Annotated in this window: 15 protein-coding genes; 4 read left to right on the forward strand and 11 right to left on the reverse strand. The window is 62.3% G+C overall.

Annotated features, from left to right (window positions below; all coding sequences use genetic code 11):
- Positions 1-4: 4 nt before the first annotated feature.
- From NP503_RS23800 to NP503_RS23825, 6 genes are read right to left on the reverse strand one after another with little or no spacing between them, the layout of a single operon-like run.
- Positions 5-964, reverse strand: a complete 960-nt coding sequence (locus tag NP503_RS23800) for an ABC transporter ATP-binding protein (RefSeq protein WP_127267729.1) — start codon at positions 962-964, stop codon at positions 5-7.
- Positions 961-1,932 (reverse strand): ABC transporter permease, encoded by a 972-nt coding sequence (locus NP503_RS23805; protein WP_127267730.1) that lies wholly within the window; start codon positions 1,930-1,932, stop codon positions 961-963. Before NP503_RS23805 ends, NP503_RS23800 begins: the two co-directional genes overlap by 4 nt.
- Positions 1,932-2,948 (reverse strand): ABC transporter permease, encoded by a 1,017-nt coding sequence (locus tag NP503_RS23810; RefSeq protein ID WP_127267731.1) that lies wholly within the window; start codon positions 2,946-2,948, stop codon positions 1,932-1,934. The genes NP503_RS23805 and NP503_RS23810 overlap by 1 nt, the downstream gene beginning before the upstream one ends.
- A gap of 39 nt (positions 2,949-2,987) precedes the next feature.
- Positions 2,988-4,649 carry an ABC transporter substrate-binding protein gene (locus NP503_RS23815; protein ID WP_127270356.1) on the reverse strand — a complete coding sequence of 554 codons (1,662 nt, stop codon included), beginning with the start codon at positions 4,647-4,649 and terminating at the stop codon, positions 2,988-2,990.
- A 19-nt stretch (positions 4,650-4,668) separates the two neighbouring features.
- Positions 4,669-5,574, reverse strand: a complete 906-nt coding sequence (locus tag NP503_RS23820; RefSeq protein WP_127268711.1) for a proline iminopeptidase-family hydrolase — start codon at positions 5,572-5,574, stop codon at positions 4,669-4,671.
- A gap of 55 nt (positions 5,575-5,629) precedes the next feature.
- The gene (locus NP503_RS23825) at positions 5,630-7,144 is read right to left on the reverse strand and encodes a leucyl aminopeptidase (RefSeq protein WP_256754999.1); all 1,515 of its coding nucleotides are present in this window, start codon (positions 7,142-7,144) and stop codon (positions 5,630-5,632) included.
- Positions 7,145-7,380: 236 nt separating this feature from the next.
- On the opposite strand from NP503_RS23825, the gene NP503_RS23830 reads away from it, so the two are divergent.
- Both NP503_RS23830 and NP503_RS23835 read left to right on the forward strand, forming a co-directional pair.
- Positions 7,381-8,283, forward strand: a complete 903-nt coding sequence (locus NP503_RS23830) for a LysR family transcriptional regulator (protein WP_127268713.1) — start codon at positions 7,381-7,383, stop codon at positions 8,281-8,283.
- Between the two features lie 242 nt (positions 8,284-8,525).
- A complete protein-coding gene (locus NP503_RS23835; protein ID WP_127268714.1) occupies positions 8,526-9,983 on the forward strand; it encodes an NCS1 family nucleobase:cation symporter-1 in 1,458 nt (485 codons plus the stop codon).
- Positions 9,984-10,018: 35 nt separating this feature from the next.
- On the opposite strand, the gene NP503_RS23840 is transcribed toward NP503_RS23835, so the two are convergent.
- The 5 genes from NP503_RS23840 to tpiA form a co-directional block, all read right to left on the reverse strand.
- The gene (locus NP503_RS23840; RefSeq protein WP_127268715.1) at positions 10,019-10,555 is read right to left on the reverse strand and encodes a DUF1697 domain-containing protein; all 537 of its coding nucleotides are present in this window, start codon (positions 10,553-10,555) and stop codon (positions 10,019-10,021) included.
- 18 nt (positions 10,556-10,573) lie between these two features.
- Positions 10,574-12,202 carry a CTP synthase gene (locus tag NP503_RS23845; RefSeq protein ID WP_164748819.1) on the reverse strand — a complete coding sequence of 543 codons (1,629 nt, stop codon included), beginning with the start codon at positions 12,200-12,202 and terminating at the stop codon, positions 10,574-10,576.
- A 146-nt stretch (positions 12,203-12,348) separates the two neighbouring features.
- Positions 12,349-13,476, reverse strand: a complete 1,128-nt coding sequence (locus tag NP503_RS23850; RefSeq protein ID WP_127268767.1) for a L,D-transpeptidase — start codon at positions 13,474-13,476, stop codon at positions 12,349-12,351.
- A 211-nt stretch (positions 13,477-13,687) separates the two neighbouring features.
- Positions 13,688-14,158, reverse strand: a complete 471-nt coding sequence (secG, locus tag NP503_RS23855; protein ID WP_127268768.1) for a preprotein translocase subunit SecG — start codon at positions 14,156-14,158, stop codon at positions 13,688-13,690.
- A 170-nt stretch (positions 14,159-14,328) separates the two neighbouring features.
- Entirely contained in the window at positions 14,329-15,096 is a 768-nt protein-coding gene (tpiA, locus tag NP503_RS23860; protein WP_127268769.1) for a triose-phosphate isomerase, read from the reverse strand.
- A gap of 145 nt (positions 15,097-15,241) precedes the next feature.
- Here tpiA and NP503_RS23865 point away from each other — a divergent pair, with 145 nt between their 5' ends.
- Both NP503_RS23865 and trpD read left to right on the forward strand, forming a co-directional pair.
- A complete protein-coding gene (locus NP503_RS23865) occupies positions 15,242-17,134 on the forward strand; it encodes a SurA N-terminal domain-containing protein (protein WP_127268770.1) in 1,893 nt (630 codons plus the stop codon).
- The gene (gene trpD / locus NP503_RS23870) at positions 17,131-18,141 is read left to right on the forward strand and encodes an anthranilate phosphoribosyltransferase (RefSeq protein WP_127272191.1); all 1,011 of its coding nucleotides are present in this window, start codon (positions 17,131-17,133) and stop codon (positions 18,139-18,141) included. Before NP503_RS23865 ends, trpD begins: the two co-directional genes overlap by 4 nt.
- Positions 18,142-18,149 lie beyond the last annotated feature (8 nt).

Below are 18,149 nucleotides of genomic sequence, written 5' to 3' on the forward strand. Positions count from 1 at the left end.
CCGCTCATGCCTGTGCCACCCTGAAGCATGCCGCGGCATGGGTGCCGCTCCCGAGGTCGGGCTTGCCGGCCTGGCAGGGCTCGTAGTGAACCGGGCACCGCGGACCGAACGCACAGCCCTGCGGCAATCGCAGCATTGACGGCGGCGAACCGGGAATGGCCGGCAAGCGCCGTGGTTTTTCGCCGGTCAGCGGCGGGATCGAACCCAGCAGCGCGCGCGTATAGGGGTGTCGTGGATCGGAAAACAGTTCCATGCGACTGCCGCGCTCCACCACGCGGCCGGCATACATGACCATGACCCGGTCGGCGAGTTCGGAGACCACGCCCATGTCATGTGTGATGAAGACGACCGCCGACTTGTGCGTCGCGCGCAGCTTGCGCACCAGATCGAGAATGCCGGCCTGTACGGTGACGTCGAGCGCCGTGGTCGGTTCGTCAGCCACCAGAAGCGCCGGATTGCAGGACAAAGCCATTGCGATCACCGCCCGTTGACGCATGCCTCCGGACAGTTGGTGCGGGTAGCGCGACATCGCCTCGTGCGGGTTGGGAAAATTCACCTCGGCCAGCAGTTCCTCCACGCGCTCCATCGCCTTGGACTTGCTGATGTTGCGATGCGCGCGAATCTGTTCGGCGATCTGCCAGCCGATCGTGTAGACAGGCGTCAGCGCCGTCATCGGATCCTGGAAGATCATCGCGATCTCGTTGCCGCGCAGCCGCCTGAGCTCGCGCGCGGGCAGTCCCACGAGTTCGCGGCCTTTGTAGCGGATCGACCCTTCGATGGTGGCGTTGGGATCGGTGATGAGACCCATGACGGCCAGCAGCGACACGGTCTTGCCGGAACCGGACTCACCGACGACGCCGAGGATTTCGCTCTCCTTAAGGTCGAAGGAAACGCCATCGATGGCCCGCACCAGGCCATCATTTGTGCGGAAGGAAACTCTGAGGTCGCGCACCGACAGTATCATGATGTCCTCAGGCGCGGATCGAGAAGGATGTAGACGAAATCGACGACCGCATTGGCGATAACCACGAACATGGACGCATACATCACCGTCGCCATGATCATCGGCAGATCGAGATTCTGCAGAGCGTCATAAGTGAGCTTGCCGATGCCGTGCAGCCCGAACACCACCTCCGTCAGCAGGGCTGAGCCTCCGACCAGCGCACCGAAGTCCAGGCCGAACAGAGTGACGAATGCGATGAGCGACGTGCGCAAGGCATGGCGCAGCAGGATGCGGGTCTCCGACAGCCCCTTGGCCCGGGCCGTGCGGATATAGTCTTCCTGCAGGGATTCGATGATTGCCGCGCGCAGCACGCGCCCGTAAATACCGATATAGAGAATGGACAGTGTGATCCACGGAATGACCAGGGTCAGGAACCAGCCCTTCGGATCGTCGGAGAAATTCTTGTAGCCGAGCGGCGGCACCCAGGAGAACGCCCAGCTGTCGTGGTAGCGGCTCTGGGTGATCAGGTTCATCACCTCGCCCAGCCAGTAGACCGGCATGGAAATGCCGAGCAGCCCTAGCGCCATCAGCAGCTTGTCCAGCCAGCTGCCGCGCGTGGCGGCGGCGGCGATGCCGATGACGATGGAGACGACCACCCACAGGATCGCCGCTCCGAACACCAGCGAGAGCGTGACCGGGATCGAATCCATGACCGCCGGCACCACCTTCCAGCCACGATTGACGAAGGAGGTCAGATCGCCGGTGACGAAGATCTTCTCCATCATCGTCACATATTGCACGTAGAGCGGCCGGTCGAAGCCGAAGCTGTGGCGTACCGCCTCCAGCACTTCGGGCGATGCATTGCGGCCGGCGATGCGCGCAGCCGGGTCGGCGCCCGGCGTTGCGAAGAAAATCAAGAAAACGATGACCGAGATGCCGAACATCACGAACAGCATCTGGCCGAACCGGCGCAGGATTGCGTAGATCATCAGTCGCGCCCCAGCCGAACCTTGGAGCGCGGATCGAGCGCGTCGCGCAGGCCGTCGCCGAAGACATTGAGCGCCATGACGGAAACCGCGATCGCCAGGCCCGGCACCAGCGCCACCAATGGCCTGGTGTAAAGCAGCGCCTGTCCGTCCTGGATGATGGTGCCCCAGCTCGCGGCCGGCGGCTGCACGCCGATCGAAAGGAAGGAAAGGGCTGATTCGGTAAGCATGTTCAGCGCCATCATCAGCGGCACGAAGACGATTAGCGTGGTGGTGACGTTGGGCAGGATGTCGCGCCACAGGATGCGCCACCCCGGCACGCCCAGATTGATCGCGGCCAGCACGAACTCGCTCTTGCGCAGCGCCAGAACCTGCCCGCGTATTGGGCGGGCCACGTAGGGCACGTAGACGATGCCGATGATGATGACAGGCAGCCACAAACTGCCGGACTCGATCTGGATCGGTCCGATCGTGATGCCATGCGCGATGGTGACGATGGAGAGCGAAATCGCCAGCAGATAGATGGGGAACGCCCACAGTATGTCGAGGAAGCGCGACAGCACCGTGTCGGTGACGCCGCCGAAATAGCCGGCGATCAATCCCGCCGCCGTGCCCAGGATCAGGGTGAAGATGGTGGCTGCTCCGGAGATCAGCAACGAGCTCAGCCCGCCATAGAGCATCCTGGCCATGACATCGCGCCCCTGGCTGTCGGCGCCGAGGAAATAATTGCCCAGCCGCCAGGTCGGGCCGAGCGGTGTGTAACCAAGCCCTAGCCCTTCCGTCGACTGTTCCATCACCGGAACGTCGGCACCGTCGATCTGGACGACGGCGTCGAGCGTCGAGGCGAAGGGGTCCACGCCTGCCCATTTTGCATAAAGAGGCGCACTGAGGCAGGCAAGGACGATGAGGAGGAACACGGCCAGCGACGCCATGGCAGCCCTGTCCCTTGCCAGCTTCGCAAACGCGACGGCCCAGGGCCCTCGCGTCTTGCGCGGCGCGGCGACAGCTACGTTCGACACGGACGTGCCCCTCCGCGGTTCGTTACTGCACCCAGGCCATCACTGCACCCAGGATTGGGTGATCATCCAGTTGAACTGACGGTTGAACTTGAAATTGCCAAGACGTTTGCTGACAAAGTCAAGCCGCTTCGGCGTGAAGAGGCCGACGGCAGGTGCCTTGTCGGTGACCTGCCTGTCGATTTCAGCCCACATTTTGTCGGCGGCTTTCTGATCGGTGACGCCGAGGTCCAATGCCTTTTGCATCTTGGCGTCGATTTCCTTGTCGCAGAAGCCGGCGATGTTGATCGACGCGTCCGAACCTTCGCGGAAGGAGGCACAGCTGAACAGGATGTTCAGGAAGTCCGAAGCCGCCGGATAGTCCTTGTACCACTGGGTGACGGACATCTGCACCTTGTTGTTGGTGTTCTGGATGTAGGTGAACTGGATGTTCGACGAGATCGGCTTGACGTCGGCGACATAGCCGATGCTGGTCAGCACGCTCTGCAGATAGACGCCGATGGACCGCGAAATGGCGGTGTCCTCGACGATGATGGTCACCTTCTGACCCTTGGTGCCGGAGTCCTCGACGAACTGCTTTGCCTTGTCGAGGTCAGGGGCCGACCATTTGGCGCCCGGATTCTTGGTGAAGGGGCAATAGTCTTCATGGCCGGGGAAGTCCGGGGGCAGGACCTGACAGACCGGCGAGGCCAGCACCTTTCCGCCGAACAGCTTGACCAGCGTGTTGCGATCGATCGCATAGGCAACGGCCTGGCGGGCTTTTTCATTGTCGAAGGGTGCGAGACGGTTGTTCAGCGGCGCGTACCACCAAGCCGAAAGCGGTGAGATGTGCAGCTGGTCCATGGACTTGCTGCCCAGTTCGCCCAGGCGATCGCTGGGCAGAGCGTCGAACATCCAGTCCGCTTCGCCGTTCTGGATCGCGGTGACGGCTGCCTCTTCGGACAGGCCGAAATCATATTGGACGACATCCGGATAGCCGTCCGGCTGGGCTTCTTCGCTCCACTGCTTGAAATTTGGGTTGCGGGAAACCGTCATGCCCTTGTTCGGGTCGAAGGCGGAGATCATGTACGCGCCGGTGCTGGGAATGGGCTTGGAGCCCATGTCTTCGGCGGGCGTGTCCGCCGGCAGGACCACGGCATGCGGCAAGGCGAGCTTGTAGAGCAGCTCGGCATCCGGCTTGGTGATGTTGATGGTGATGGTGCCGGCCGCTTCGTCGCCGACAACGCCGCCTTCCAGCGTGCAGCTCTTGGTGTCGGCCAGGCATTTGTCGGCACCGACGATGCCGGCATAGAACGTGCCGGAGGTGGGTCCGGAAACCTTGAAGATGCGCTGGAAAGAAGCGACGACGTCCTTCACGCCAAGATCCTGGCCACTGGAGAACTTGATGCCCTTGCGCAGCTTGAAGGTGAAGGTCTTGCCGTCATTGCTGACCTGCGGCAACGCCTCGGCCAGATCGGGAACGATGGTGAAGCCGTCCATACCCTCGGCCTTGCGGAAGGCTACCAGGCCGTCATAGATCGGCTGGTACATCTGCCAGCCCTGGTCCGTGTAATTGATGTGCGGATCGAGCGTTCCGGCCGCGGAGCGGGCCAGCAGGCGGATGGTGCCGCCTCGGTGCTCCTTGAGATATTCGGCCTGTGCCGGGGCCAGCCATGTACCGGCCAGCAATGCCGCGGCTGTTGCCGCCAGAAGCAGTTTCTTCATGTCTTCATTCCCCTTTTCTTCAATTGTCGTTGTGGTCCAGGAAGTCTCCCACCACCCGCATGCACGCATCTTGCTCTTCGACATGCGGCATGTGGCTGGAATGCTCGAATATCTCCCAGCGAGACCCCTTGATGCCGTCCTTGTAGGGCTGCACGGTCGCGGGCGTGGCCTCGTCGTGACGTCCGGAGATGATCAGAGTAGGAACATCGATGGCCGGCAGACGGTCGACGATGCTCCAATTCTTCAGCGTTCCGATGACATGGAATTCGTTTGGCCCATTCATCAGATTATAGACGGTCGGATTGCGCACGACCTGGGCGAAACTTTCCGTGACTTCGGACGGGAAAGGCACGACCCGGCAGACATGCCGCTCGTAGAACACCATCGTCGCCGCCTGGTACGCCGCATCGCCCGTCGTGCCGGCCTGCTCGTGCCGGGTCAGTGTCTCCTGCACATCCGCGGGTAGGTCGGCACGCAACCGGTTGGCCTCTTCGACCCACAGTTTCATGGAAGCCGGCGAGTTGGCGATGGTCAGCGACTTCAGGCCCTGCGGCCGCGTCACGGCATATTCGGCGCCCAGCATGCCGCCCCAGCTCTGGCCGAGGACGTGGAAGCCCGTCCGAATGCCGAGATGGTCGACCAGGTTTTCAAGCTCGTCGATGAACAGCCCAGGTGTCCAGAAATCGGCGCCTTTCTCAGGCAGCAAGGTGGAATTGCCGCAGCCCAACTGGTCGTAGTGGATGACGGCGCGATCCCTTCGCGCAAGAAGCTTGTAGGCATCGACATAGTTGTGAGCGACGCCTGGGCCGCCATGCAGGATCACCACAGGCGCCTTTTCGCCACCGAGTTCGCCACTGACCCGATACCAGGTCTCGTAGGCGTCGAAAGCGGCCCGTCCTTCCATGCCTATGATCTCAGATGACATCCCAGTTCCCAGTGCGGTTGAAGGCATCTTGTATTTGTCCGTGACGGCAGGCGCCCTAACTCATGTTGCGGGTGACCTGCACCCACTCTTCCAGCATCTGCACGCCAAATGCCGTGGCGCCTTGCCTGCCCAGAGGCCGATCGGTGTCGGTCAGTTCCTTGCTGGCGATGTCGAGATGCACCCAGGGGCGGTCTTCCGTGAAGTGACGCAGGAAGGCCGCCGCATAGGGAGCGTCGCCGTCTTCCATGTCCTTGGCATGATGCCTGAGGTCCGCGAACGGCGATTGCAGACCCTCATCATAGGCCCGGTCGAGCGGCAGCCGCCAGAACCGCTCGCCGACCGTTTCTCCGGCCGCGATCATCTGTGAAGCGATGGCATCGTCGGTGCTGAATAGGCCTGCGAATATCGACCCCAGGCCACGCGTCACCGAATAGGTCAGCGTCGCCAGATCGACGATCACCGAAGGGTTGAAGCGCGTGGCTGCATAGTAGAGGCAGTCGGCCAGAAGCAGGCGTCCCTCCGCATCCGTGTCGAACACTTCCACTGTCTGTCCCGAGGCCGTGGTGATGATGTCGCGCGGTTTGAGCGCGGTGCCCGATGGCATGTTCTCGGCGATGCCGAGAACACCGACAACGTGTACCGGGCTGCCTTGCCGGGCGAGCGCGATCAGCAGGCCGACCACAGCCGCCGCTCCGCCCATGTCGGCTTTCATGTCGAACATCTGCGCTCCGCCCTTGATGCAGAGGCCTCCCGAATCGAAGCAGACGCCTTTGCCGACGAAAGCGAGTGGTTGGGCGGGAGCACCCTTGCCGCGGTAGCGCAGGACAGCGACCCGTGGCGGACGCGCCGAGCCCGACCCAACGGCGAGGAGCGCGTTCATGCCGAGCTCCTTCAGTTGCGCGGCATCGAGCATTTCGATGTCGATGCCGGCTTCACGCAGCGGCTCCAGATGATCATGGAAATTGTCGGGGTGGAGATGGTTTGGCGGCAGGTTGACCAAGGTGCGTGCATATTCGACGCCGTCGGCGATTGCATTGATCCGCGTCAGCGCCGCGGTCAGATCCGTGCCGCCGGCTCCGACCAGTTTCACCCGCAAGGTTCGATCCGCCCCCGCGCCTTGCCGCCGGTTGCGCATGTCGAAACGATAGCGGCGCAGCCGCATGCCAAGCGCGACACGCGCCAGGATTTCGGCGCCGGATAGTTCAATGCCAGCGATGGGGTCCAGGACCAGAGTGGCCGCGCATTCCCCCTTGCCTTCCAGATGTGCGGCAAGCAGACCGCCGGCGCGCGCCAACGAGAGGGTGGTTACGGCTTCGGCTTTGCCCAAGGCCAGGACGACCACACGCTTGGTCGATACTGTTTGCGGGGCGATGAGATCGATGCAGGTGCCGGATTCGGCCAAGGCGGCCGGGTCGGAGCAAGCACGTGACACGATCCCGCTCATCTCAGCGTCCAGAGCCGCTGCCCGGGGACCAAAGCTTCGTTGGGCAGTTTGCAAAATCACGACGACGGAGGTTTCCGCGGAAATCTCGTCCGCAGCTTCGAAGACCGGCGCTGGCGATTGAGGCATAGGCTGGCGCTCTCTCCAATTGCGGCGATACCGAGCAAAGCTTCGCTCTCCACCGGTGAGACTGGTCAAGCCGGTCTCAGCCGTCGATGGTATAGTGCCGGTCCCCAAACAGTCGCTTTCTTGAGACGACTTAATTGCTCTTGTCTTCTGGGTATCCCCTAAGGGGGCAGGCGATCAAACGCGAATTCTGCCCATGTCGATTGACAAAAACTCAACTGACAATTCATGATCGGCCAATGGCCCTTCCCTCACTCAATGGCATGCGCGCTTTCGAGGCTGCCGCTCGCCTCGGCAGCGTCAAGGACGCGGCGGAAGAACTGCATCTGACACCCTCGGCTGTCAGTCGCCACATCCGCGCGCTTGAACAAAATCTTGGCCAGGACCTGTTCGAACGCGGTTTTCGCCAGATAACGCCAACCATCAGGGGCTCCTACTATGCGCGCAGCCTCTCGGAGGCGTTCGAAGCCATCTGGCGCGCCACCGATGACGTCAGCCTCTCGGACGGCTCGCGCCACGGCAAGATCCAACGGGTCCGGGTCTTGTGCGTGCCCACCGTTCTGAACCTTTGGCTGGCGGACCGGTTGCCGAACTTTCGCCGGTTGCATCCGTCGGTGGATTTGGAGATCTCCACTTCAGGCAAGCGCGCCAACTTCGATTTGGCCATTGTCGACGAGTTCGTCTACAAGGCCGGCCCGGCTTTGACGCTGCTGATCCCGCTGCTTTTGACCCCGGTCTGTGCGCCTTCGCTTTTGGAGGGGCCTGTGCCGCTGCGATCGCCGGCCGATCTGGTCAATCATCATCTGATCCATGAATGCGAAACCATGAGATGGAAGCGTTGGCTGGAGCAGGAAGGCGTTCTGGAAACGACGCCAAAATCCAGCACAACACTGGATGATTGTACGCTCATCATGCGCGAAGCGATCAATGGCGCCGGAATAGCGCTTGCGGACACGATAATGGCGCAAGATTTTCTGCAGCAAGGCAAACTGGTCGCGCCGTTCCATGTCCGCCACACCTATCCGGCCGGCATTTACCTGCATCAGCGTCGCAGCATCGGCAACAAACCAGGCACCGGCCTGTTTCAGGATTGGCTGCTCGCTGAAGTCGCGGACCACAAGCAGGTGATGGCCATCGCTTAGGGCCCCCTACCGAAGATGTCGGCAGCCACCGCTTCACATTGGAATCCCAGCGTCGAACTTCGAATCATCCGTGCCGGGTTCAGCGATGACCCACCATCGCCTTGCATCGATAATCGCAGTTCTCATTGAATATCTTTAAGGCCAAAGCCGGCAAATAGGTTGCTTGTCGGTTCCCCTGCGGCAGGCTTAACCTGCACGCGGTCAACGCGTGAGGGCGCGTGCTGCAAAAGGGGAACATTGCCATGACGATACAGGGTGCTTCACCTGATCTGTACAACGAGGATCTGGCTCCGGCCAAAGTTCGAAACTGGGGACCATTCTCGATCTTCAACGTCTGGACGTCGGACGTCCACAGCCTTTGGGGCTACTATCTGGCCGCTAGCCTGTTTCTGTTCTGCGGCGGCTTCGTCAACTTCATCATCGCCATCGGTATCGGCTCGCTGATCATCTATGTGCTGATGAATATGGTCGGCTATGCCGGAGTGAAGACGGGCGTGCCCTACCCCGTGCTTGCCCGCGCCTCTTTCGGCATCTGGGGTGCGAACATACCGGCACTGGTGCGCGCCATCGTCGCCTGTTTCTGGTACGGCGCGCAGACGGCCGCCGCCTCGGGCGCGATCGTGGCGCTGCTGATCCGAACGCAATGGTTCGCCGATTTCAACGCCAGCACGCATTTCCTCGGCCATACCGGCCTGGAGGTGATCTGCTTCGTGGTCATCTGGGGGCTGCAACTGCTGATCATCCAGAACGGCATGGAAACGGTGCGCCGCTTCCAGGACTGGGCCGGCCCCGCGGTTTGGGTGATGATGCTGATCCTGGCGATCTATCTCTGCGTGAAATCCGGGAGATTTGCCTTCACCAGCGATATCCCGATGGACGTGTTGCTGGACAAGACGAAGGACGCGGGCGTGCCCGGCACGCCGGGATCGTGGACCTCGCTGTTTGCGGTGGCCGCGATCTGGGTCACCTATTTCTCGGCGCTCTATCTCAACTTCTGCGATTTCGCCCGTTACGCGCCGGACAAGGCATCGCTGCGCAAGGGCAACATCTGGGGCCTGCCGATCAACCTGATCCTGTTCTCGCTGGTCGCCGGCGTCACCACCATTGCCGCCTTTGACGTTTATGGCGAGGTGCTGCTGCATCCCGACCAGATCTCGGCGAAATTCGACAGCTGGTTCCTGGCAGCGCTCGCAGCCCTGACCTTTGCCGTGGCAACCCTCGGCATCAACGTGGTGGCAAACTTCGTCTCGCCGGCCTTCGACTTCTCCAACGTCTTTCCCAGGCAGATCGACTTCAAGAAGGGCGGCTATATCGCGGCCGTGATTGCCCTGCTGCTTTACCCCTTCGCGCCGTGGGAAGGCAGTGCCGCTTCCTTCGTCAACATCATCGGCGCGACAATGGGGCCGATCTTCGGGGTGATGATGGTCGACTACTACCTGATCCGGAAGGGCGAGGTCGACGTCGAGGCGCTCTACCGCGAGGACGGCGAGTTCCGTTTCCAGGGCGGCTGGCACGTCAATGCCTTCATCGCAGCAGGCATCGGCGCCATCTTCTCGTCGATCCTGCCCAACTTCACCAACTGGCTGCCGTCCTGGTGGGGTGTCTATGGCTGGTTCTTCGGCGTGGCGATCGCCGGCATTATCTACTACGTGCTGCGCACCGCCGCTCTGGGCGCAGGCGCCAAGACCGCGAAAGCCTGACGAGCATCATCAGGGGCGGCGCAAAGCCGCCCCAACTACCCGATCATCTCGGCCAATTTGCGCACCGTGTTCCAGTTGCGCGACGTGCCGATGCCCATGCGCTTGTGGTTCATTGCCGCGAGCAGCCGCGAACTTGGCCTCTCTCGCGAAAAGACGACCCAGATGTCGCCGCCGAGCGAAGTCACTTTCTCGTCCTCGGCGGCATAGGCCTGCAGTGCCGTCACGGCCTGCTCGGGTGCAGGCTTACGCATCACGCGCACCGCCACCTGATCCGCGGTCGCATTCGATTCCATCGGAAACGGATTGCCGGCGGCAAGCTTCAGCCAGTCCTCGGCACCGCGCACAATGATATCGACATGGCGGCCGAAGGTTTTTTCGAAGGCTGCCTCCAACCACTGTTCGAGGTCGGCGATATCAGTTGCCGGTGCCTCGAAGACCAGATTGCCCGTCGCCACCAGCGTGCGCGGGTTGTTCAGCCCGAGCTCTTCGGCCATGGCCTTGAGGTCGGCCATGACGACCCGTCGCCCCTCAGCCAGGATGATGCTGTAAAGCAGTGCGACATAGGTCTGCATTGCCGCCCGACCTGATCGCTACACCAGCCGGCTCTGCTCCACGGCCGCCTCGATGAAACTGGCGAACAGCGGATGCGGCTCGAGCGGCCGGCTTTTCAGTTCCGGGTGATACTGCACGCCGATGAACCACGGATGGTCCGGGTATTCGACCGTTTCCGGCAACACGCCGTCGGGCGACATACCGGCAAACACCAGGCCGCAATCCTCGAGCCGCTCCTTGTAGTCGACATTGACCTCGTAGCGGTGGCGATGGCGCTCGAAAATCTGTGTGTCGCCATAGATCTCGGCGATCTTGGAGCCCTTGGCGAGCTCGGCCTGATAGGCGCCGAGCCGCATCGTGCCGCCGAGATCGCCGGTTTCGCGGCGCTTCTCCAGCATGTTGCCTTTCAGCCATTCGGTCATCAGGCCGACCACCGGTTCCTCGGTCGGACCAAACTCGGTCGAAGACGCATGTTCGACGCCGGCCAGCGACCGCGCTGCCTCGATGCAGGCCATCTGCATGCCGAAGCAGATGCCGAAATACGGCACCTTGCGCTCACGCGCGAACTTCGCCGCCAGGATCTTGCCTTCCGCACCGCGCTCGCCAAAGCCGCCTGGGACCAGGATGCCATGCACCTTTTCCAGCCAGGGCGTCGGATCCTCTTTTTCGAAGATCTCCGATTCGATCCAGTCGAGCTTGACCTTGACGTGGTTGGCAAGGCCGCCATGCGAGAGCGCCTCGATCAGAGATTTGTAGGCGTCCTTGAGGCCGGTATATTTGCCGACAACGGCGATGGTGACCTCGCCTTCAGGATTGTGGATGCGGTTGGACACCGCCTGCCACGGCTCCATGCGCGGCTTCGGCGCCGGATCGATGCCGAAGGCGGCCAGCACTTCCGAATCGAGCCCTTCCCTATGGTATGCCATCGGCACATCGTAGATATGCGGCACGTCGAGCGCCTGAATCACGGCACTTTCGCGCACATTGCAAAACAGCGACAGTTTCCTGCGCTCTTCCTTGGGAATGGCGCGGTCGGCACGGACCAGCAGGATATCGGGCGCGATGCCGATGCCGCGCAGCTCCTTGACCGAATGCTGAGTCGGCTTGGTCTTCAGCTCGCCTGCCGTCGGGATGTAGGGCATCAGCGTCAGATGGACGTAGACGGCGTTGTTGCGCGGCAGGTCGTTGCCGAGCTGACGAATAGCTTCCAGGAATGGCATCGCCTCGATGTCGCCGACCGTGCCGCCGATCTCGCACAACACGAAATCATAATCGTCATTGCCGTTGAGAACGAAATTTTTGATCTCATCGGTGACGTGCGGGATGACCTGCACGGTTGCGCCGAGATAGTCGCCGCGCCGCTCGCGCTCGATGATGTTCTTGTAGATGCGGCCGGTGGTGATGTTGTCCTGCTGGTTGGCGGAGCGGCCTGTGAAGCGCTCGTAATGGCCAAGATCGAGATCGGTTTCCGCACCATCGTCGGTGACGAAGACTTCGCCATGCTGGTACGGCGACATCGTGCCTGGATCGACATTCAGGTAGGGATCGAGTTTTTTGATGCGTGCGCGATAGCCTCGCGCCTGCAGGAGAGCCCCAAGGGCCGCTGCGGCAATGCCTTTTCCAAGTGAGGAAACCACGCCGCCTGTGATGAATACATATCGCGCCATGGGAGTCATCGCTTAACGCGGCCGGATTGATTCCGCCAGAGAAAAAACCGCCGCGAAGCTTTTTTCCCAAGAAGGCGCTTGGATCGTGAACAAGGCAAAACAAAAGGGCCGGCTGAGCCGGCCCTTTCGGCAGGATGACGAAAACGTCAGATGATGACGACCTTGGTGCCAACCCTGACGCGGCTGTAAAGGTCCATGACGTGCTCGTTGATCATGCGGAAGCAACCATTCGAAGCGCTGGTTCCGATCGACTGCGGCGCAATGGTGCCGTGGATGCGCAGATGCGTGTCCTTCTTGCCGTCATAGAGATAGATGGCGCGCGCGCCGAGCGGATTCTGGCCACCGCCGGGCATACCGTCCTTATACTGGCCGTAATGCTTCGGCTCGCGCTTCTGCATGTCCAGCGTCGGGATCCAGCGCGGCCATTCCTGCTTGTCACCGACTGCAACCGTACCCTTGAACTGCAGGCCGTCGCGGCCGACCGCGATGGCGTAGCGGCGCGCGGTGGAGGACGATTCGACGAGGTAGAGGCGGCGCGCGCTGGTGTCGATAACGATGGTGCCGGCAGCGTAACCGCTGAATTCCACGTCCTGCGGCACGAATTCCGGCTTCACCTTGAACTGCTTCTTGGCTTCCCTCTTGGCGAGAGCCTGGTCGAGAGCCCGTGTCTCGGGAAGATATGAAATCGACGAAGAGGAAGAGCTACCGCCGAAGAGACCGGCGAACAAACCGCCGCTGCTCGGCTGCTTCTGGCCGATGACCTCGCTACGCAACTCGCCATTGTTGCCGGTCAGGGCGATGTTCATCGCCTCTGCCGGAAGCGGCTCGGCCGACTGGATCGGCGCGATCGGTTCGATTGGTTCGATGATCTTGGCAACCAGCTTCTTGGCTGGCTTGGCATCGGCCACCTGGGTTGCCTGCGCGCCCTTGCCCTTCTTGGCCAGGAACGCCTGCCGTTCAGCGTCGGCCTTGGCCTTGGCCGCCTCGCGCATCGCCAGTTTCCTGGCTTCGAGCGCCTTGGCTTTGGCGGCTTCCTTGTCGGCAACGATCTTGGCCTCGATCTTCTTGATCTGGGCGAGGTCGTCGGGCGTCGGGTTTTTCTTCTTCTTGAGAAGCTTCAATTGCGACGCATCACTCTTGACGGCGACGTTGATTGCAGAAGTTGTTTCAGCCGAAGGCTGTGCGGCCATATTTGCCGGCACGCCGGCGGAGGCTGGGGAACTCATGCCGAGTGCGGCGCAAAGTCCCAGGAAAATGAAGCTGCGAAGCTGCATGGCGAAGATCCGATCGTTCTATGCTTGTTGCCCACGGCGTCGCCCAGCGCCCCCCAAGGGCGCCGGAAATGCCGCGCGCAATCTATAGTCGAATAAGCGCGGCTGCCTCAAGCGCGAGGCCCCGCCTCACCCTGTCGAATCTTCGTGATCTTGCTGCATTTGCCGCGACTGTGTTCAAACGACCACAGATCGCGGTTTCAAGCGTGGAAGACTATTGGTTCGGGACCTGCGGGGTCGCCGGTGCGGCGGGAGCCGTGCCGTTGGTCGCCGGCGGCGTCGAACCGGCGGCAGGCGCCGTGGCCGGGGCAGTCGCTGGAGCCGCAGCGTCGTTGCCGGAAGGCGGCGTCGGCGTGGTGCTGCCGGCGGGCGCCGGGGTGGTCGTGCCGGGCAACTGGTTGAGCACGCCTTTGCCCGCACCGTCCGACGTCGCCGGCACGCGGTCGAGGATGTCGATCGGCTTCTCGCCGTAGCGGGCGACGATCGACAGTGTCAGTGACGTGGCGAAGAAGGCGGCCGCCAGGATCGCCGTCGCACGCGTCAGGGCATTGGCAGCACCACGCGCGGTCATGAAGCCGGATCCGCCACCGATGCCGAGGCCGCCGCCTTCGGAACGCTGCAGCAGCACCACGCCGACAAGGGCGAGCACGACCATGAGATGGATGACGATCAGTACGGTTTCCATAGTTTATCCTGGCAAGGCCTTGCCCGGCCGCGGACACGACCGGTGAATTGGAGGCGGCTCAATACAATGCTTTGACGGCATTTCCAAGCCCGTGGCCGGAATATGGGAAGCAACCCGTCCTTTGCAACGATTTCGTGCACCGGAAGCCCTGTCCGGCGGAGCGAATGTCTTCAGGCAATATTGCGATAAGCCTCGGCGATGCCGAGAAAATCCGCCGCTTTCAGGCTGGCGCCGCCGACCAGCGCGCCGTCGACATTCCTGACGCCGAGCAGTTCGACCGCGTTGGAGGGCTTGACCGAGCCGCCGTAGAGAATGCGCATCTTCGCCGCGACGCCGCCGAGCTTTTCCGACAGCTTTTCGCGGATATGTGCATGTGCTGCCGCCACATCGCCGGCCGTCGGCGTCAGGCCGGTGCCGATCGCCCATACCGGCTCATAGGCAATGATGGTGTTGGATGGGGTGGCGCTTGACGGGACCGAACCATCGACCTGCCGCGACAGCACGTCCAGCGTGGCGCCCGCTTCACGCTGTTCATGCGTTTCGCCGACGCAAATGATGGCAACAAGCCCGGCACGCCATGCGGCGGATGCCTTGGCCTGGACAGTGGCGTCATCCTCGCCGCGTTGCTCGCGGCATTCGGAATGGCCGACGATGACATGGCTCGCACCGGCATCCCTGAGCATTTCCGCCGAGATGCAGCCGGTGTAGGCGCCGCTCTCCTTGGTATGGCAATCCTCACCGCCGGCATGCACCGGCGTGCGTGACAGGATCTCCGCGGCGTGAGCAAGCAGGGTTGCGGGAACGCAAACCAGCGCTTCGGTCTCCGCGTCAAGTCCGCTCATGAAACCGTTGCCGATCATCCGGAGCTCGTTGAGCGAGGCGCTGGTGCCGTTCATTTTCCAGTTGCCGGCGACGAGCGGGCGAATTCCTGGCGTCATGGGTTTGCTTCTCCGGATGATATCGGGGCTCTGGCCCTCACTACCAAAATCAGGCCACAAAGCAATCGACAGTGGGCCGGAAGGGCGCTATTGCGCTTGTTTCAGACTCGGCGCGTGCGAAAATGCGCATAAATCGGAAGTAAAAATGCTTGGTATATTGAGAAACGCGGCAGGCACCTGGGTCGCGAAGGGGCTGTTGGTGCTGCTGGTGCTCAGCTTTTTGGTCTGGGGCGTTTCCGGGCAGCTGATGAGCGGTCTTGCCGGCCACGATTCGGTGATAACCGCCGGCGGCACCAAAGTATCGATCAACGAATACCGTCTCGCCTACGATCGCCAGCTCGCCGTCATGTCGCAACAGTTCGGCCAACGTCTCAGCCACGAACAGGCAAAGGCGCTCGGCGTCGACAACCAGGTGTTGGCTCAGCTCGTCTCTGGTGCCGTTCTCGACGAACAGGCCCGCAAGCTGGGCCTCGGACTTTCCAAGGATCGGCTGGCCGAGTTGACACGCGAGGACCCAGCCTTCAAGGGCCCGGGCGGCCAGTTCGACCGCAGAACGTTCGAATATATGCTGCAGCAGATCGGCATGCGGCCCGAGGACTATTTGAAGAACCGTGCCCAGGTGGCCGTGCGCCAGCAAATTGTCGAGGCGGTCTCGGATGGCCTCAAGGCTCCGGACACTTTCTTCAAGGCGGTTGCGCTCTATCGCGGCGAAGACCGCACCATCGACTATTTGACGCTGCCCAAGGCACTGGTCGAGCCGATCGCGGCGCCGTCCGATAGCGTGCTCTCGGCCTATTTCGAAGCCAACAAGAAGACATATGCGGCACCCGAATACCGCAAATTTTCCTATGTCCGCCTCGAACCCGTTGACATCATGGATACGACCGCCGTCACCGACAGCCAGGTCAGCGACGACTACAACAAGAACAAGGCGCGTTACACCACGCCGGAACTGCGCACCGTCGAGCAGCTCGTGTTCAAGACGCCGGATGCGGCCAAGGCCGCACTCGATTCGCTCAAGGCCGGCGCCACTTTCGACAAGCTTGTCACGGCCGAAGGCAAGACGCCGGCCGATACGTTGCTCGGCACGCTTGCCAAGGACAAGATCGCCGACAAGGCGGTCGCCGACGCGGCCTTTTCGCTCAACGCCAATGAAGTCAGTCAGGTCGTGCAAGGCGCCTTCGGTCCGGTGCTGCTGCGCGTCACCGAGATCAAGCCCGAGGTGGTGAAGCCACTGGCCGAGGTGTCCGATCAGATCCGCAAGGATCTGGCGCTGGGCGAGGCAAGTCGCATCCTACTGGACGTGCGCGACAATTACGATGACACCCGCGCCGCCGGCAGTTCGCTGGCGGAGGCCGCGGCCAAGCTGAAGCTTAAGGTCGTCACCATCGACGCCATCGATCGCAGTGGACTGCGGCCAGATGCAAGCATCGTCAAGGACCTGCCGCAATCGCCGGAGCTGATCAAAGCCGTCTTCGACGCCGAACCCAACACGGAAAACGATGCCTTGACCACAGCCGACAACGGCTTCGTCTTCTATGAGGTGGCGTCCGTCACGCCGGCTCGCGACCGCACGCTGGATGAGGTTCGTCAGAAAGTCGTCGCCGACTGGACGGCGGCGGAAATAAGCAAGCGGCTGGCCGCCAAGGCTGACGAACTGGAAAAGCGGCTCAAGGCCGGCGCAACGCTCGATGTCATCGCCAGCGAACTGAAGCTCGAAAAGCAGACCAAGCGCGGTGTCAAGCGTGAGGCTGACGATGTCGACTTCGGTAAGGAGGGTGCGGCAGCGATGTTCGGTGTCGGCGAAGGCGGCACCGGCTTGGTCCCCTCACCCACCGGAGACGGGCAGATCCTGTACAAGGTCGCCGAAGTGTTCGAGCCCGCCGGAGCCGATGCCAGTTCGGTGCCGGACGACGCGCAGAAATCCTTCACCTCCGGCATGTCGGATGACCTGCTCGACCAGTTGGTGGCGCAGTTGCAGACGCAGTACGACGTTCGCATCGACCAGGCCGCCGTCGCCCAAGCCTCGACAAGATGAGCGCGCTGAAAACCCATATCGCCAAGATCGCGACCGGTAGCGCGCTTTCCTTCGAGGAAGCGCGCGAGGCCTTCGACATCATCATGTCGGGTGACGCGACCCCCGGCCAGATCGGCGGTTTCCTGATGGCGCTGCGTGTGCGCGGCGAGACGGTGAGCGAGATTTCAGGCGCCGTCGCAACCATGCGGGGCAAGATGCTGCACGTCGACGCGCCCACCGACGCCATCGACATCGTCGGCACCGGCGGCGACAATTCTCACAGCGTCAACATTTCGACGGCATCGGCCTTCGTCGTTGCCGGCAGCGGCGTGCCGGTTGCCAAACACGGCAATCGCGGCCTGTCATCGCTGACGGGGGCAGCCGACGTGCTGGTTGCGCTCGGCGTCAAGATCGACATCTCGCCCGAATTCATCGGCCGCTGCATCCACGAGGCAGGCGTTGGCTTCATGTTCGCGCCTGCGCACCATCCGGCGATGAAGCATGTCGGCCCGACTCGCGTCGAGCTCGGCACCCGCACCATCTTCAACCTGCTCGGGCCGCTCTCCAATCCGGCCGGCGTCAAGCGGCAGCTGGTCGGTGTGTTCCTGCCGGAATGGATCCTGCCGGTTGCCGAGACGCTGAAGGCGCTGGGTGCCGAGCATGTCTGGGTTGCCCATGGCGACGGCTATGACGAGATCACCACCACCGGCGAGACGCAGGTTGCCGAACTGATCGGCGGCGAGATCCGCAGCTTCACCCTGACGCCTGAAGCGGTTGGGTTGCCGCGCCACAGCAAGGACGAATTGCGTGGCGGCGATGCGGACTACAACGCCAAGGCCTTGCGCGATATGCTGGGCGGCGCCGCCGGCGCCTATCGCGACACCGTGCTGATGAACGCCGGTGCAGGACTGGTTGTGGCCGGCAAGGCGACGACGCTTGGCGACGGCATCGCGGCGGCGGCGCAAGCCATCGATAGCGGCCGTGCCCTGCGAGTGCTCGACAGGCTGGTCGAGATTTCGAACGGATAACGGATAGA

This window comes from Mesorhizobium sp. SEMIA396 (genome assembly GCF_024518615.1).
Taxonomy (GTDB): Bacteria; Pseudomonadota; Alphaproteobacteria; order Rhizobiales; family Rhizobiaceae; genus Mesorhizobium.

Excerpts from the sequence above, each read along its gene's own strand:
- NP503_RS23845 (WP_164748819.1), bottom strand. The coding sequence starts at position 12,202 with ATGGCGCGATATGTATTCATCACAGGCGGCGTGGTTTCCTCACTTGGA.
- NP503_RS23840 (WP_127268715.1), bottom strand. The coding sequence starts at position 10,555 with ATGCAGACCTATGTCGCACTGCTTTACAGCATCATCCTGGCTGAGGGG.
- tpiA (WP_127268769.1), bottom strand. The coding sequence starts at position 15,096 with ATGACGCCAGGAATTCGCCCGCTCGTCGCCGGCAACTGGAAAATGAAC.
- NP503_RS23830 (WP_127268713.1), top strand. The coding sequence starts at position 7,381 with ATGGCCCTTCCCTCACTCAATGGCATGCGCGCTTTCGAGGCTGCCGCT.
- NP503_RS23850 (WP_127268767.1), bottom strand. The coding sequence starts at position 13,476 with ATGCAGCTTCGCAGCTTCATTTTCCTGGGACTTTGCGCCGCACTCGGC.
- NP503_RS23865 (WP_127268770.1), top strand. The coding sequence starts at position 15,242 with ATGCTTGGTATATTGAGAAACGCGGCAGGCACCTGGGTCGCGAAGGGG.
- NP503_RS23800 (WP_127267729.1), bottom strand. The coding sequence starts at position 964 with ATGATACTGTCGGTGCGCGACCTCAGAGTTTCCTTCCGCACAAATGAT.
- NP503_RS23835 (WP_127268714.1), top strand. The coding sequence starts at position 8,526 with ATGACGATACAGGGTGCTTCACCTGATCTGTACAACGAGGATCTGGCT.
- trpD (WP_127272191.1), top strand. The coding sequence starts at position 17,131 with ATGAGCGCGCTGAAAACCCATATCGCCAAGATCGCGACCGGTAGCGCG.
- NP503_RS23805 (WP_127267730.1), bottom strand. The coding sequence starts at position 1,932 with ATGATCTACGCAATCCTGCGCCGGTTCGGCCAGATGCTGTTCGTGATG.
- NP503_RS23815 (WP_127270356.1), bottom strand. The coding sequence starts at position 4,649 with ATGAAGAAACTGCTTCTGGCGGCAACAGCCGCGGCATTGCTGGCCGGT.
- secG (WP_127268768.1), bottom strand. The coding sequence starts at position 14,158 with ATGGAAACCGTACTGATCGTCATCCATCTCATGGTCGTGCTCGCCCTT.
- NP503_RS23820 (WP_127268711.1), bottom strand. The coding sequence starts at position 5,574 with ATGTCATCTGAGATCATAGGCATGGAAGGACGGGCCGCTTTCGACGCC.
- NP503_RS23825 (WP_256754999.1), bottom strand. The coding sequence starts at position 7,144 with ATGCCTCAATCGCCAGCGCCGGTCTTCGAAGCTGCGGACGAGATTTCC.